Source organism: Flavobacterium caeni (genome assembly GCF_900101895.1).
Taxonomy (GTDB): Bacteria; Bacteroidota; Bacteroidia; order Flavobacteriales; family Flavobacteriaceae; genus Flavobacterium; species Flavobacterium caeni.
The window spans coordinates 140,263-156,114 of record NZ_FMVF01000009.1 but is presented as its reverse complement, the minus strand read 5'-3'; the positions used below and the strand labels follow the sequence as shown (position 1 = coordinate 156,114).

16 protein-coding genes are annotated in these 15,852 nt (G+C 49.8%); 7 read left to right on the top strand and 9 right to left on the bottom strand.

The genetic code is table 11. The features are described 5' to 3' along the window. The first annotated feature begins 2 nt into the window (after window positions 1–2). A complete protein-coding gene (locus BLP55_RS10565) occupies window positions 3–527 on the top strand; it encodes a gamma carbonic anhydrase family protein (RefSeq protein WP_091143384.1) in 525 nt (174 codons plus the stop codon). A 1-nt stretch (window position 528) separates the two neighbouring features. On the opposite strand, the gene murI is transcribed toward BLP55_RS10565, so the two are convergent. From murI to BLP55_RS10525, 8 genes are all read right to left on the bottom strand, one after another. Continuing rightward, window positions 529–1,302, bottom strand: coding sequence for a glutamate racemase (gene murI / locus BLP55_RS10560; protein ID WP_091143380.1), 774 nt, complete (start codon window positions 1,300–1,302; stop codon window positions 529–531). 63 nt (window positions 1,303–1,365) lie between these two features. Then, window positions 1,366–1,866 (bottom strand): OmpH/Skp family outer membrane protein, encoded by a 501-nt coding sequence (locus tag BLP55_RS10555; protein ID WP_091143533.1) that lies wholly within the window; start codon window positions 1,864–1,866, stop codon window positions 1,366–1,368. 38 nt (window positions 1,867–1,904) lie between these two features. Beyond that, window positions 1,905–2,918 (bottom strand): OmpH/Skp family outer membrane protein, encoded by a 1,014-nt coding sequence (locus tag BLP55_RS10550; RefSeq protein WP_091143529.1) that lies wholly within the window; start codon window positions 2,916–2,918, stop codon window positions 1,905–1,907. Between the two features lie 43 nt (window positions 2,919–2,961). Further along, window positions 2,962–5,673, bottom strand: coding sequence for a BamA/OMP85 family outer membrane protein (locus tag BLP55_RS10545; RefSeq protein WP_091143377.1), 2,712 nt, complete (start codon window positions 5,671–5,673; stop codon window positions 2,962–2,964). Beyond that, on the bottom strand, window positions 5,606–6,346 hold the full coding sequence (locus BLP55_RS10540) for an isoprenyl transferase (protein ID WP_091143374.1): 741 nt from the start codon (window positions 6,344–6,346) through the stop codon (window positions 5,606–5,608). The genes BLP55_RS10545 and BLP55_RS10540 overlap by 68 nt, the downstream gene beginning before the upstream one ends. 1 nt (window position 6,347) lies before the next feature. After that, the gene (gene porG / locus BLP55_RS10535; RefSeq protein ID WP_091143371.1) at window positions 6,348–7,031 is read right to left on the bottom strand and encodes a type IX secretion system protein PorG; all 684 of its coding nucleotides are present in this window, start codon (window positions 7,029–7,031) and stop codon (window positions 6,348–6,350) included. A 172-nt stretch (window positions 7,032–7,203) separates the two neighbouring features. Continuing rightward, complete coding sequence (locus BLP55_RS10530) at window positions 7,204–8,088, bottom strand: NAD kinase (RefSeq protein ID WP_091143368.1); 885 nt, start codon at window positions 8,086–8,088, stop codon at window positions 7,204–7,206. 87 nt (window positions 8,089–8,175) lie between these two features. Then, the gene (locus BLP55_RS10525) at window positions 8,176–8,835 is read right to left on the bottom strand and encodes a CBS domain-containing protein (protein ID WP_091143364.1); all 660 of its coding nucleotides are present in this window, start codon (window positions 8,833–8,835) and stop codon (window positions 8,176–8,178) included. A 97-nt stretch (window positions 8,836–8,932) separates the two neighbouring features. Between BLP55_RS10525 and BLP55_RS10520 the strand changes: the two genes are divergently transcribed. Together BLP55_RS10520 and BLP55_RS10515 are read left to right on the top strand one after the other, a co-directional pair. Beyond that, window positions 8,933–9,646 (top strand): pyridoxine 5'-phosphate synthase, encoded by a 714-nt coding sequence (locus tag BLP55_RS10520; protein ID WP_091143360.1) that lies wholly within the window; start codon window positions 8,933–8,935, stop codon window positions 9,644–9,646. 89 nt (window positions 9,647–9,735) lie between these two features. Continuing rightward, window positions 9,736–10,503 carry an alpha/beta fold hydrolase gene (locus BLP55_RS10515; RefSeq protein ID WP_091143356.1) on the top strand — a complete coding sequence of 256 codons (768 nt, stop codon included), beginning with the start codon at window positions 9,736–9,738 and terminating at the stop codon, window positions 10,501–10,503. A gap of 25 nt (window positions 10,504–10,528) precedes the next feature. Here BLP55_RS10515 and BLP55_RS10510 read toward each other — a convergent pair whose 3' ends face one another. Then, complete coding sequence (locus BLP55_RS10510; protein ID WP_091143353.1) at window positions 10,529–11,854, bottom strand: T9SS type A sorting domain-containing protein; 1,326 nt, start codon at window positions 11,852–11,854, stop codon at window positions 10,529–10,531. A 146-nt stretch (window positions 11,855–12,000) separates the two neighbouring features. On the opposite strand from BLP55_RS10510, the gene BLP55_RS10505 reads away from it, so the two are divergent. The 4 genes from BLP55_RS10505 (at window position 12,001) to clpX (ending at window position 15,834) form a co-directional block, all read left to right on the top strand. Then, window positions 12,001–12,345, top strand: coding sequence for a phage holin family protein (locus BLP55_RS10505; protein ID WP_091143349.1), 345 nt, complete (start codon window positions 12,001–12,003; stop codon window positions 12,343–12,345). Between the two features lie 88 nt (window positions 12,346–12,433). Next, entirely contained in the window at window positions 12,434–13,759 is a 1,326-nt protein-coding gene (gene tig / locus BLP55_RS10500; RefSeq protein ID WP_091143346.1) for a trigger factor, read from the top strand. A gap of 91 nt (window positions 13,760–13,850) precedes the next feature. Beyond that, window positions 13,851–14,525 (top strand): ATP-dependent Clp endopeptidase proteolytic subunit ClpP, encoded by a 675-nt coding sequence (clpP, locus tag BLP55_RS10495; protein WP_091143526.1) that lies wholly within the window; start codon window positions 13,851–13,853, stop codon window positions 14,523–14,525. A 76-nt stretch (window positions 14,526–14,601) separates the two neighbouring features. Further along, on the top strand, window positions 14,602–15,834 hold the full coding sequence (gene clpX, locus BLP55_RS10490) for an ATP-dependent Clp protease ATP-binding subunit ClpX (RefSeq protein WP_091143342.1): 1,233 nt from the start codon (window positions 14,602–14,604) through the stop codon (window positions 15,832–15,834). Window positions 15,835–15,852: the final 18 nt, after the last annotated feature.

The window sequence follows — 15,852 nt, the reverse complement described above, 5'->3', positions numbered from 1 at the left end:
TTATGGCACTGATTAAACCTGTCAACGGCAAAGCGCCGAATATTCCAGCGGATTGTTATGTGGCCGAAAATGCCACCATCGTGGGCGATGTCACTTTCGGACATTCATGTAGCGTATGGTTCAATGCCGTCGTACGGGGCGATGTACACCGCATTACGGTGGGTGACAAAGTCAACATCCAGGACGGCGCGGTCATCCACTGTACCTACCAGAAACATGAAACGGTCATCGGGAACAATGTGTCCATCGGGCACAACGCCATCGTACACGGCTGTACGTTGCACGACAATGTGCTGATTGGGATGGGTGCCATCGTGATGGACGGCTGCGTCGTGGAAAGCAATGCCATTGTGGCGGCCGGAGCCGTCGTGACCCAAGGCACTACGGTAGAATCGGGGAGCATTTATGCAGGTGTTCCGGCGCGCAAGGTCAAGGACATCGATGCGTCGGCGTTTGCGGGCGAAATCGGGCGTATTTCGAACAATTACGTGATGTACTCGGGTTGGTTCAAGGATCAGTCTGAATAGGTCAGAAATCGCGTCTGACGACTTCGTACTGGTTGTGCAAGATGTCTGAAAGTACTTTCGGGTCGGCGTTGGTGTAAAATGCATGTTCGCCGCCGCTTGGGTTCAATCCTACTTTTTCCTCTAAAACTTTTTGCGTTTGACGCGCGACGGCCTCGCCCGAATCGATGATCTTGATGTGTTTGGGTAGGATTTTCTGAATTTGCGGAATCAAGTACGGATAGTGGCTGCAACCCAGTACCAGATAATCGATGTTGGCGGCAATCATGGGCTCGAGGTATTCGTGAAGCAGCCGGGTCATTTCGGGTGAATCGATCTTGCCTTCTTCGATCAACTGTACCAATCCAAATCCCACCTGTTCGACAATGTGGGTGTCTTGGTAGATTTCTACGGCTTTGTTGAACAACTCGCTGCTGAGCGTGCCCTTGGTGGCCAAAATACCGATATTTTGTGTCTTGGAATGCGTGGCCGCCGGTTTAATGGCGGGTTCGATACCGATAAACGGAACATCGTACTGCGCACGCAGTTCCTTGATGGCGTTGGTGGTCGCCGTATTGCAGGCCACCACGATGATCTTGGCGTTTTGTTCGAGCAGGAACTCGGTATTTTTGATGCTGAGCGCGAGGATTTCGTCCTTCGACTTTTGGCCGTAGGGCGCATTCTTGCTGTCGGCCAGATAGACGGTGTTTTCGTGCGGTAACAATTCGTGGATCGCCGACCAGATCGACGTGCCGCCTATGCCCGAATCAAAAAGTCCGATGGGATTGTGGTTGACCATAAAACAAAGCTAAAAAAAAAACTGCTCAATTTAAGAGCAGTTTTTGGTATTTGCGGGAGCCGATTAGAATCCCAAATCTTTTTTAACATCGGCGGTGATGTTCGGACCATCGGCCAAAAGCAGGCCTTCTGAATTCAGGATGTACTGGTATCCTTTGGCTTTTCCTACCTTTTGGATCGACGCCTTGACGCGCTCCATGATCGGTTTTACGATGTCGGCTTCTTTTTGCTGCAATTCTTTCTGCGCGTTGTCACGGTAGTCGACGATGCGTTTTTGCATGTCCTGTACTTCCTTAGAACGGGTTTCGTTTACGGCATCGGTCACGGTAGACGCTTCCTGCTCGTATTTCTTGAGTTTGTTCTGGTACTCTTCGACCATGGTTTTGTACTCCGTATCGTATGTAGTGCTTAATTTTTCCAATTGCTTTTGGGCATCCAGCATTGCAGGCATTTTCGACATCAAATCGGCTACATCAACGTGGGCGGTCTTGGCTTGGGCTTGTGCGGCCTGGCTAGCACCTACGATCATCAAGGCTGCAATTACTAACGTTTTGAATTGTTTCATCATCATAAAAAATTAATTATTATTGTTTTAGTCTTGTTTTAGTCTTGTTTTCCTTCTTTGGCTTTTTCTTGTTTTTCCTGCTTGGCCTTTTCACGGTCTTCGAGCGTTTTCTTGCGACGTTCTTCGGCGGCCTTCTTGCGGTCTTCGATAATTTTGGCGCGCTCTTCGGCGGTTTTCTTGCGTTTGTCGGCTGCTGCCGCGGCCGCGCTGTCCTTGGCGGTTGGCTTGGCGGTTTCTTTGGTTTCTACTTCACCGGTCTCTACTTGCGTAGAATCGGTTGCGGTTTTGGCCGTTTCGGTCTTGGGGACGGCTGTTCCATTTTTCTTGGCTTCACGCGCGGCGGCTGCGGCATCGCGCTTGGCTTGTTGGGCAGCTTTGCGTTCTGCGACCAATTTTTCGCGCGCGGCTTTGCGTTCGTCCAATTTCTTTTGTCTTTCGGCAAGCGCAGGGTTTTCGTCGACCATGTCTTCGGCGGCTTCCTTGGCTTCTTCTTCCTTGAGTTGCTTTTTGGTCAACTGGCTTCTTTTGGACGCACGTGAAATGGCGCGCACCACCTGATCACTGATGTCGTAACGCTTTGCCGCGAACAACATAGTCATATCGGATGTTTTGTCAAAAATGAAATCGTATTTTTTGGCTTCGGCAATGTCCTGTACCGCATTGAAAACCTGGTCTTGTACAGGTTGGGTCAACACGGCTTTTTGGGTGACCAGGTCGCCGTTGGGGCCGAATCTTTTTTGCTGGTAATCGAGCAATTCAGTTTCCTGGAATTTGATTTCCTCTTCGCGTTCTTCGATGAGTTCTTTGGTGAGCAAAACCCTTTCGGTCTTGAGCGCGTCCTTAAGCTTGGTGATGTCGTTTTTCTTGACTTCGATCTCCTGCTTCCATTTTTGCGCTTTTTGCTCGAGTTGGTTCTTGGCTTCGGTATAATCGGGGACATTCTGGAGGATGTATTCCATGTCGATGTAGCCCACCTTGACGCCGCGGGTTTGCGCATTAACCGTCAGCGAGACGGTTGTCAGGATAAGCAGCACTAGAAAATGTTTCCTCATAATCGAAAAATTTTTAGAAAATACCATGCCAAATATATCTAATTTAAAATTGTTGACCAATAATAAAGTGCGTTTCCATACCGTTCGGTTTGGTGGCGCCGGTCAACGGGTCGAAGCCGTATCCGAAATCGATACCCAACAATCCAAACGCCGGCATAAAGATACGGAGGCCCATGCCCGCAGAACGCTTCAGTACAAACGGATTATATTCGCTAAAATTGTCATACGAGGCACCACCTTCGAGGAATCCGAGCACAAAAATCGATGCCGCGGCCTTCATCGTAATCGGGTAGCGCAATTCCAACGAGAATTTGTTGTAAATCGAACCGCCATCGGCCGATGACAACGAGTTGTTCGGATACCCGCGCAACTGGATGACCTCGCGTCCGTCCATCGCAAAGTTGGCCAAACCGTCGCCGCCAAGGTAGAACCTTTCGAATGGTACCAATCCGCGTGCCTTGTCGTAGTAGCCCAAGTAGCCAAATTCACCCAATGAACGCATGACCAATTTACCATAAATTTTGGTATACCAATCGGCCTTGAACTTAATTTTATAGTATTCGAGCCAGTTGAAGCGTTTTTGGTCGTACTTCGATTGGTCGAGCGCAGCCTGCTGGTAGGTGTCGGCACGGTTGCCGTTCGGATCGATGTATTGACCCGGCAAAATGTCGCCCTGTCCGTTGGCTTGCGGGATGTTGGCGCCCGTCGTGTTGCGCAACTTGTATTCTTCCTGGTATTGCAACGCGTTGTAGTCGATGCCGTTGAACATAGAATACGGCAACGTAAATTTACCCGTGAGGCTGAATTCCGAACCATAGGTCGGGAAGATCGGGTTGACACCCTTGTTGTTGCGGCTGATGCCGATCGTATAGGCCAGGTTGCGTGCCGATCCGTCGCCGAAGGTAAACAATCCGGTGTTGTAGTTGTGCAAATCGTAGTATTGGAAACTTACCGCATGCGACAACACAAAATAGTCGTCGGGTACCTGCAAACGTTTGGCCACGCCTATCGATCCCGAGATGATGTTAAAGCTTCGCGAACGGTCTACACCCGTCGAGGCAAAGTAGTACTGCTTGCTGTAGGAAAGCGAGCTGCTGAACTGGATCGGTTTTTTGCCGCCAAACCAGGGCTCCGAGAACGAAAGGCTGTACGTCTGGAAATACTGGCTGCCCTGCAAACGCAACGATACTTTTTGTCCGTCGCCCATTGGGAGTGGTCGGTAGGCGTCTTTGTTGAACAGGTTGCGCATCGAGAAGTTGTTGAAGCTCAAACCAAGCGTACCGATGAAGCCACCGCCGCCATAGCCGCCCTGCAATTCGATTTGGCTCGATCCTTTTTCGACCAGGTTGTATTCGATGTCCACGGTGCCCGCACCTGCATCGACATTCTTGAATTTTGGCTCGATGGCCTCTGGGTCAAAAAATCCAAGCTGTCCGATTTCACGAACGGTTCTTACCAGCGTTTCCTTGCTGTATTTTTCGCCCGGCTTGGTGCGCAATTCGCGGTAGATGACCCTGTCGTTGGTCTTGTCGTTGCCCACGACCGAGATTTTGTTGAAGTAGGCGATGGGCCCTTCTACGATACGGATCTCGAAATCGATTGTGTCGTTGTAGGTACGCGTTTCGACGGCATTGATGTTCGAGAACAGGTAGCCGTTGTTTTGGTACAGGTTGGTGATGTCTTCGCCGTCGGGCTTGGTTTTGTCGGCGATGCGCTGTTCGAGCAATACGCCGTTGTATACGTCGCCCTTTTTGATGCCGAGCAAACGGCCCAAGCCTTGGTCGGAATAAACCGTGTTGCCAATGAATTTGATGTCGCCAAAATAATATTTACGACCTTCTTCCATCTGGATTTTGATCGAAAGGTCTTTGCGCTCCTGGTCGAAAATCACCGTGTCTGATACCACGCGGGCATCACGGTAACCGCTGGCTTTGTATTTGTTGACGACGCTCGTCAAATCTTCCTTGTATTTGTCTTTGATGAACTTCGAGGTTTTGAAAAAGCGGTAAATGTGCTTTTCCTTGGTGTTCTTCATCGCGCGTTTGAGTTTCACGTCGGTGAATTGTTCGTTCCCTGTGAATTCAATCTCGCGCACCTTTATTTTCTTGCCGCGGTCTACCTGTACCAGCATCTTGACATGGTTTTCGCCCGCCGTGGTGTCGGCGCTCGTGACGATGTTGACCTTGGTGCTGTAAAAGCCGTCTTTTTTGTACTTGTTTTCGACGTAATTTTTGGTGGTCGTGACCAGGTTTTCGTTGACAATCTTGCCCTTGGTGAGCCCAGTGTCCTTGATCAGTCCTTCGACTTTTCCTTTCTTGACGCCCGTAAATTTGACTTCGCTCAGTTTTGGAAGTTCGACAATGGCGAGTTCCAGCCAAATGCTGTCGCCTGCAATTTTGTTGACATAAAAGTCGATTTCGCTAAAAAGACCCAGCTTGCCGAGCTTTTTGATCGCGTTGCTGATTTCCTCGCCCGGAACGGTTACTTCCTGGCCTTTTTGAAGTCCGGCAAACGTAATGACGGTTTGTTCGTTGTAGCTGATTTTTCCCGTTACGGCAACATCGGCAAGAAAATAAGTGGTCCCTTGGTCAAACGCTACGCGGTCTTCCTGAGCGCGCAACGGGGAGAGGATTCCCAATAACAATAAGGTAAGTACAAGGGTTATTCTTTTTTGCAACACAAAGCTTTTATTTAATTTGTTCACTGGTTTTTCCAAATCTACGTTCCCTCTTTTGATAGCTTGCGATGGCCTCATACAAATGTTGTTCGCTGAAATCAGGCCAAAGCACTTCGGTAAAATACAACTCTGCATAAGCGATTTGCCACAGCAAAAAATTGCTGATTCGGCACTCGCCGCTGGTCCTTACCAACAAATCGACGTCCGGTAAATTTTGCGTGTAAAGATGCTGATTAATAACCGATTCGTCAATAGCGTCAATTGAAATTATATTATTTTTAACTTTACAACACAAAGATTTTACGGCATTCGCAATTTCTTCGCGAGATCCGTAACTTAATGCTAAAGTTAGGGTCATTCTGGTGTTGTTTTTTGTCTTTTCGATAACATCTTGCAATTCAGCACGTACTTTTTTGGGAAGCATTTCGAGGTTGCCGATTGCATTGAGTTTGATGTTGTTTTTGTCGAGTGTCTGCAGTTCTTTTTTGAGCGACGAAATCAACAGTTTCATCAGCGTGTCGACCTCGAGTTTGGGCCTGTTCCAATTTTCGGTCGAAAAAGCATACAACGTGAGGTTTTCGATGCCGAGGCGCGCACAATTCTCTACGGTCATGCGTACCGATTTGGTGCCATTTTCGTGTCCGAAGGCGCGCAACATTCCCTTTTGCTTGGCCCAACGCCCGTTGCCGTCCATGATGATGGCCAGGTGCTTGGGGAGGTTGTTTTGGTCAAGGGTGTCGAGTACACTCATATTATTCCGCGCAATAACAAGGTTTATTTCCAAAAGTATACGTGAGCGTTATGCCGGTAAATACATACCAGTCTTTGCTGTTCAGGTTCCCGAACCGCATTGGGGCCAGGTTGTCGTTGGTTGGGTTGCTTCCGTCGATGTCATCGGCCAGCGTAAAACGCGCCCCCGATTCTACGGCCACCACCAAATGCGGCAGCAAACGTCCTTTGATGCCCAAAAGCATCGGGATCGCCAGCGTACCGTGCGATGAATCCGAACGCGGCTCGTCGCCTACAAAAAACAATCCTTTGTAAAAGGCGTAGCTCAAACCCGTGTAGACAAACGGCGTAATCTTGGGTTCTGATTCGTGTAGGTTGAAATCAAAAAAATTGAACTCCAATCCGGCCGAAAGTTCCGTGATGTCGTTCTCGAATTTCAGGTCGCGCAACTTGCGTGCGGGCGCCTTCGAATCGGCGTCGTCGGCAGAAACACGGCCGTGCATGAGCGAAAAACGCCATGAATGTCTAGGGCTTCGGTTCCATTTATACAAAATCCCCGCTGCCGGATCACGCGGCGAAATATGCGAATTACCGCCAATTTCGCCTATGTAATTTGCGCCTCCCAAAAACACGCCAATCTCGTGGATTTGCGCTTTGGCGGCGGTGGCACCGAACAACAGGAATACAACAATCAAAAATCTATTCATCGATTCGAAAATAGCGTGCAAATATAACAATTCTGAACACCAATCCGGTATGCAAATCGGTATTTATTTCAATTATATTCACGTTAGTAAATACAGGCTTTTTGGCCCAAAAGGCCGGTAGGAAAACGACAGTTTTGCGCGTTTTGGTATAACCGAAGTTCAGAAATCGGTGTTAATTTCGCTTGTCTTCGCCCCAAAGCAGTTTGTGCCGGAGCGTTTTGAGGAAGGTTTCGCCCGGGATTTCGACCATGTTGATCGAAAACGGCGTCTTGCGCACGGTGAGCACCGATTCCTTGGCGATCGAGGCGATGCGCGAATCGAGCGATACCAGATAATGCTCCTCGCGTCCGGTCACGCGGAGTTTGATTTCGGTATCGTCCGGAATCACGAGCGGTCGCGCCGTCAGGTTGTGCGGGGCGATAGGGGTGATGACCAGGCTGTTGGCGTCGGGGGTAAGGATCGGTCCGCCGCAGCTGAGCGAATAGCCTGTGGAGCCCGTGGGCGTTGCAATGATGAGTCCGTCGGCCCAATACGAATTGAGGAATTCGCCATTGAGAAACGTTTCGATCGTGATCATCGAGGTGGTGTCTTTGCGGCTGACGCTTACTTCGTTCATCGCGAAATTCATCGCCGATATCGACTCTATTTCAGGCTCGCAATGAAGGGCCAGCATGCTGCGCTTCGAAATTTTGTAGTTTTTCTCGACCGCAAACCGCAGGAATTGCTCGATGTTGTCTTTTTGTACCGATGCCAAAAAACCGAGACGTCCTGCATTGACGCCCAGGATGGGGATGCCTGAGTCACGCACGAGCGTGGTCGCGCGCAGTATCGTACCATCGCCGCCAATCGAAATCATCATGTCGAAACTCGAATCGAGCTCGGTGTGCGACGCAAAAGTCTTGTATTCTTTTTTGATGAGCTGCTTTTCATACAGCATTTGGAGGAAGTTCGCCTCGATGACCATTTCGACACCGTTGTTGTTGAAAAACACAAAAATGTCCCTGATGATGGGCTCGGTGGAGTTTTGGTAGTATTGTCCGTAAATGGCGACTTTCATTGAAAAAGTTTAATCGTTTAACCGTTTTGTTGTTTAATCGTATTCGATTAACCGATTAACCGATTAACCGATTAACCGATTCAACCTTTAAATATTCAAGTACTTGTCCAAATAATCCGAGCGCTCCTTCAAATTGTTGATGTAGGTGTCTTCCTGGTGTTCCGAAATGATTTCGTAGTTGTACCGGCGAAAGGTCTGGATGATTTCGTTCATCGCACCAAGACTGATCTTAACGGTAATCTCCACCGCATCGGCTTCGGCCTGCGAAATGAAAAGCCCCAGTATTTTGCCGTTGTTGCTCTCGACGATTTGTGCCACCTGGCTCATCGAAAAATCGAGTACGCCTTTCTTGATGACGATGATGCCGCCCTGCTCCTTGAGAAAAGGCGTTTCGTTAAAGAACTGGATCACGTCGCCAATCTCGTAATACCCCACATATTTGTTCGTCTCGTCGAGCACCGGCACCAGGTTGGTGCTGTGCTTGGCGAATACCTCGAGCACGTCGAGCCAAACCATGTTGGTGCGCGCAAAAAAACTGTCAAAAGTGTAGCGGTAATCGGCCACGAGCTTTTGGGCATCAAACGTTTCGACGTCTTCGGCCGACAAACTGCCCACATAGATGCTCTCCTCGACCACCGGAAAATGCGAGAAGGCGAGGTCTGCAAAAAAATCCTGTACGTTGGCCACGGTCTCGCGGCTGTCGATAGGTCGGATGTCGTTGTTGAGGTAGTCTTTTAGCTCGGTCATGGGTGTCAATTCTTGATGCAAAATAATCAAAAAAAGGCCAAAGCGCCGCGCGAACTTCGTATTTTTGTGTCAGTTTTCACATTTCAACCTACAAGCCATGACCAAACTCAGCGTCAACATCAACAAACTGGCCACCCTGCGCAACGCGCGCGGCGGCAATGTGCCCGATATTTTAAAGGCAGCCAACGACATCCAGGGCTTTGGTGCGCACGGCATCACGGTGCATCCGCGGCCCGATGAACGGCACATCCGCTACCAGGATGCACGCGATTTGCGGCCCATCGTTTATACCGAATTCAACATCGAGGGCAATCCGCAGCACAATTTCATCGATTTGGTGCTCGAGACCAAGCCCGAGCAGGTGACGTTGGTGCCCGATGCGATTGGCGCAATCACATCCAACGCGGGTTGGGACACCATCAAACACCAAGATTATTTGGTGGATGTCATTGCCGAGTTCAAACGGCACGGCATCCGCACTTCTATTTTCGTTGATCCAGTAGAGGAGATGGTCGAAGGGGCAAAAGCCACCGGTACCGACCGCATCGAATTGTACACCGAGAGTTTTGCGCACCAGTACGCGCTGGGCAACCGCAAAGGCATCGACCCTTATGTCAAGGCCGCCGAAAAAGCCGTCGAATTGGATTTGGGCATCAATGCCGGGCACGATTTGAGCCTCGACAACATCCAATTTTTCAAGCAGAATGTTCCAGGGCTCTTGGAGGTGTCTATCGGCCACGCGCTGATTGCCGAGGCGATTTACCTGGGGCTTGAGAATGTGGTGAATATGTATTTGAATAAATTGAAATAGCGGGTTGGGGATTCCGAACTTGTTTCGGAATCTGTACCAAGAGCCGTGCAACCATAGATTCTGAAACAAGTTCAGAATCCCAAAAAACCATGAACACACTTCACTCCAAAATAGAAGGCCAAGGCCAACCACTCTTGATCTTACACGGCTACCTGGGTATGTCCGACAACTGGAAAACACTCGCCACGCAGTATGCCGCGCAAGGTTTCGAGACACACGCCATCGATTTGCGCAACCACGGCCGCAGTTTCCATTCCGATGAATTTACCTATGCCGCGATGGTGCAGGACGTGTACGATTATTGCCAGGAGCACCAATTGCAAAACATCGATTTGATTGGGCATTCGATGGGCGGCAAGGTCGGGATGTTTTTTGCGATGACGCATCCGGAACTGCTGCACAAGCTGGTCGTGGCCGACATCGCGCCGCGGTACTATGCGCCGCACCACCAGGACATCATGTCGGCGCTTTCGGCCGTCGACTTTTCTAAAAAACCCTCGCGCAACGACGTCGAGGAAATCCTCAAGCCGCAAATCCCCGATTTCGGAACGCGTCAATTTTTGATGAAAAACCTGTATTGGGTCGAGGAAGGCCAGCTCGGGTTCCGGTTCAACTTGCCGGTCTTTCAGCGCCAAATCGAAAACATCGGGCAGCCGTTGCCCTCCGATGCACATTTCGACAAACCGACACTGTTTTTGCGCGGCGACAAGTCGGGTTACATCGGCCAGCAAGACGAAATCGAGATCGCGTACCATTTCCCGAAGGCCCAAATAGAAACCATCTCCAACGCCGGACATTGGCTGCACGCCGAAAATCCTACGGCGTTTTTTGAGAAGACGGTTGCGTTTTTGAAATAGAAAAGCCCTCATTCGAGGGCTTCTTTCAGTTTTTGACGATCTTTATTGTTTGTCCGCCTTTTTCGTTTTGGATGGTTGCCAGATAAACGCCGCTTTGGTACGCCGACAAATCCAAATCCACTTCGTCCATCGGTTCGAAATCCCGTTTGGAAAGTATTTTTCCGGAGAGGTCGCCGACAATCACCGATTGGATCGCGTGTCCTGAAAGTTTCACTACGTCCGATGTGGGGTTGGGTGCGGCAAATAACCCAATATTTCTTTCATATTTCTGGGTATTCAAAAGACCGGCAGGGTCATCCAATCGGTAAAAGCGGGCGATGGCACCACTGTTGCTTTGGGGCAGCCCAATGCAAAAGCCGACGGTGTTGCTTTTGAATACCGCGTCGATAGGGATGATCGGATTAGCATCCAATACATTCAAATCATTCCAAAGGCTGCCGTCGTCGAGAGAATAAGACCCGCCGCGCAAAATATCATCGGCATCGGAACCCCATGAGAAAAAAGCATTGGCCGTTTCCGGGATGTATACCACTTCGGCATTGCGCAGTACGCCACTATAGGTGTCTGGATTCCAGGTGGCGCCACCGTCGTGGGTTCTCCACATCGCATTGAATTTGTCGATGAGGATGCCGTCGTTGCCATTCTTAAACGCAAATGAGCCACCAGCCAATGCCGCGCCCAAATCAGGAATAGGGCTTTGCGCTACCGTCCAGTGTTGGCCCATGTCGGTTGAATGATAGATTCTTCCCATGTTGGTGCCAAACCAAAAATGCGTGTCGCGCGCTTCAAAAACCGAGGTATAAGAATACTCGCCATCTAATGGAGGAGGGATGTTCGCCGCGGCTACCTGACTCCATGCGGTACCGCCGTTTGTCGTGGTGAAAATCTCGAAACCGCTATCTTGCGGGTCGCCAACGACCAGTCCTGTTTCTGTATCAAAAAAATGAACCAGGCTCAAAGCGGGACCGACGAGTCCCGTGGTTTGCTGTTCCCAAGTCGCACCCGAATCCCTTGTGACCCATACGCCGCCGCCCAGTAACGGGTCGCTGGGGATGCCTATGGCATAGGCCGTGGTGGCCGATACGGCGTGTAGGTTTCCAACGCCCATCGTAGGGCCGCTGAGGTTGATGTCGCCCTCGGTCCAGGTAGCACCCGCATCGGTCGAAATGCTGAACCGAAAATAACCCACCGTATGGGGGCTGGCTTTGACCCAAACGACTTGATCGTCTACTGCCGAGATTTCGCTCGGATAGTGCGTCGACAAATCGCTGAACGGAACAACTTCGGCCCAAAAATCCTGAGCCGTGAGTTCAAAACAGGTCAATAAAGTAAAGAGTAGAAATTTTTTCATAGGCGTAACAAATTGGTTGTTAAAGCAATAAAGGTAAGGATTAATGACACACTTTTTTTGACGCAAAATACATTTAACAATTATGCGCCGTGAACGGGAATTTCGGCGGTATTTGCGTAACTTTGGGTAGCTAACAATTCAAAATTATGGGGATATTACTAAGAATCTTGATTACATCGCTGCTGGTCATGGTGATTGCGCATTTCATGCCCGGCGTGGTCGTAGACAGTTTTATGACGTCGGTGATTGTGGCCGTCGTGCTCGGGTTGCTCAACATTTTTGTCAAGCCACTGTTGATTTTGTTTACGTTGCCGGTCACCATCATCACGTTTGGGCTTTTTTTGCTGGTCATCAACGCGCTGATCATCTTGCTGTGTACCGAATTGGTCACCGGATTTGAGGTCAAATCGTTTTGGACGGCGTTGTTGTTCAGCATCATCCTGTCGATTTTGCAATCGATAATGTATTCGCTTTCAGGGCAAAAAGACTGATTCGGCCCAATTTCACACAATAGGTTAAAAACTTGGTTGGGTTGTAAAAATGTACTAATTTTGCAACCCAATTTTAGTATGTAAAAAGATGAATATCACCAGAAAGAATACCGATGCCCTCAACGCCATCGTTACGGTCGAGGTTTCGAAAGCCGACTATGCGCCGCAGGTCGAAAAAGTATTGAAGAATTATTCAAAAAGTGCCGCCGTTCCTGGGTTCCGCAAAGGTGCTGTCCCAATGAGCCTGATCAAAAAACAATACGGCAAGGCGGTTTTACTCGAAGAAGTCAACAAGGTTTTGCAAGAAAACCTGAACAAATATTTGTCGGAGGAAAAACTCGACATCTTGGGCAATCCGCTGCCAAAAATCGACGAAGGTTTCGATTGGGAGGCCGAAGACTACAAATTTGAATTCGAATTGGGCATGGCGCCATCGTTCGAAGTCAGCCTCGACAACGTCAAGAACCTGACACAATACAAAGTGTTCGCCGACGACAAAATGCTCGACGACCAGGTGTTGCGCATCCGCAAACAATACGGCAAGATGAATGCCAAGGACACCGTCGAGAATGGCGACGACATTTCGGGAACATTTGTCAATGAAGCGCGCGGCATCGAAAGCCCGACGCGTATTTCGCTCGATATTTTCAAGAACAAAAAAGAGGCCGATAAATTCCTCGGCAAAAAAGTAGGCGATGTGGTGACCGTCAACACCAAAGGGTTGTTCGACGACGACCACAAACTCATGGACTACCTCAAATTGGGCCACGACGATGTGCACGGGCTTGACATCGACGTTGATTTCAAGATCGAAGAAATCACGCAAACCGAGCCGGCCGAGCTCAACCAGGAGTTGTTCGACAAATTGTTCGGCCCTGGCAATGTGGGTTCTGTCGACGAAATCAAGGCAAAAATCAAGGAAGATGCCGAGCGTCAGTTCGCACAGCAAGCCGACCAAAAGTTCCTCAACGACGTGACCGAGTCGCTTTTGCAAACCACGCAATTCGAATTGCCGTCGACGTTTCTTAAAAAGTGGATCCAAACCGTAGGCGAAACCCCGCTCGACGCCGCACAGGCCGAAGAAGAATACAACCGTTCTGAAAACGGTTTGCGTTACCAACTCATCGAAGGCAAGATCATGAAAGACAACAACCTGCAAATCACGTTCGACGATTTGAAGGCCTACACGTCGCAAATGATCCGCAAACAAATGGCGCAATTCGGGCAAACCAATCCAACCGATGCCGATGTAGATGGCATCGTAGCACGTGTATTGCAAAACCAGGAAGAAATCAAGCGCTTGTCCGACCAGGTCATGAGCGAAAAGATGCTCAACTTGTTCAAAGACAAAGTGAAGGCCAAAACGAAGGAGGTTTCTTACGAGGATTTCATCGCCGCGTCGTACGGACACTGATTTTCAAAATAAATTCCTATATTTACGGCGTCAAATTGGGTTTTGACGCCGTTCCTAATTGTACCAACACTTCAACACCACGTTAAATACCATGAACTACGGTAAAGAATTCAAGAAGTTTGCCACCAAACACCAGGGCGTAAACGCCATGTACTACGACAAGATCGTAGGCGCGATGACCCCTACAGGCATGACTCCATACATCATCGAAGAACGCCAGCTCAACGTGTCGCAACTCGACGTGTTTTCGCGACTCATGATGGACCGCATCATTTTCCTCGGCACCGGAATCGACGACCAGATCGCCAACATCGTACAGGCGCAGTTGTTGTTCCTCGAGAGCGCCGATGCGTCGAAAGACATCCAGATCTACATCAATTCACCGGGCGGAAGCGTCTATGCGGGCCTCGGTATTTACGACACCATGCAATACATCAAACCCGATGTGGCCACCATTTGTACCGGAATGGCCGCGTCTATGGGTGCGGTGTTGTTGTGCGCGGGTGCCGACGGCAAACGTTCGGCGTTGCCACATTCGCGTGTGATGATCCACCAGCCGTCGGGCGGTGCGCAGGGCGTGGCCACCGACATGGAGATCAACTTGCGCGAAATGCTCAAATTGAAGGAAGAACTATACAAAATCATCGCGCACCATTCGGGCCAGCCGTACGACCGCGTACACAAGGACAGCGAGCGCGACTATTGGATGAAAGCCGATGAAGCCAAGGAGTATGGCATGATCGACGAAGTGCTCAGAAGAAGCTAAACAGTCGAAAGTCATAAAGTCGAAAGTCTAAAAGCCAGTTTTATGACATTCGGCATTTAACCCAAATCAAAGAGATATGGCTAAAGAAATATTGGATTGTTCGTTTTGCGGCCGTAAAAAGCCCGAAACCAATCTGCTGATCGCGGGCATCAATGCACACATCTGTGACAAATGCATCGAGCAGGCGCACGGTATTGTCCTCGAAGAGCTCAAGACCAACGGGAACTCGAAGCTCGTGGCCGATTTGATCCTCAAGAAGCCAAAAGAAATCCGCGGTTTCCTCGATCAGTACGTGATTGGCCAGGACCAAACCAAAAAAGTGATGTCGGTGGCGGTATACAACCACTACAAACGCCTCATGCAACAGCAAATGGGCGACGATGTCGAGATCGAAAAGAGCAACATCATCATGGTAGGCCAAACCGGAACGGGCAAGACCCTCGTGGCCAAAACCATCGCCAAGATGCTCGACGTGCCGCTGGCCATTGTCGACGCCACGGTGCTCACCGAAGCCGGTTATGTTGGCGAAGACGTCGAAAGCATCCTCACGCGTTTGCTCCAGGCCGCCGATTACGACGTGACCAAGGCCGAGCGCGGCATCGTTTTTATCGACGAGATCGACAAGATCGCGCGCAAAAGCGACAACCCTTCGATCACGCGTGACGTATCGGGCGAAGGCGTGCAACAGGCGCTCCTCAAATTGCTCGAAGGAACGGTCGTCAACGTACCACCCAAGGGCGGGCGCAAACACCCCGACCAGAAATTCGTCGAGGTCAACACCAAGGACATCCTGTTTATTGCAGGCGGTGCTTTCGATGGCATCGAGCGCATCATTTCGAAGCGTTTGAACCGTCAGGCCGTGGGCTATAGCACCTCGAAGAATTCAGACCAAATCGACAAAGACAATTTGTTGCAATACATCATCCCGAAAGACATCAAGGATTTTGGCCTGATCCCCGAAATCATCGGACGTTTGCCGGTGCTCACGCACATGGACCCGCTCGACCGCGAAACGCTACGTGCGATTTTGACCGAGCCGAAAAACGCGCTGATCAAGCAATACCAGAAGTTGTTCCAAATGGACGACGTCGATTTCAACATCACCGAAGAAGCGCTCGATTTCATCGTAGACAAGGCACTCGAATACAAACTCGGCGCGCGCGGCCTGCGTTCGCTTTGCGAGGCCATCCTGACCGATGCGATGTACGACCTTCCGGGTACCGACGAAAAAATCCTCAGGATCGACAAGAACTACGCAAAAGACGCGTTGACCAAGAATTTGCTCAAACGTCTTGAGATTGCATCCTAAAAACCAAAGCCCCGTAAA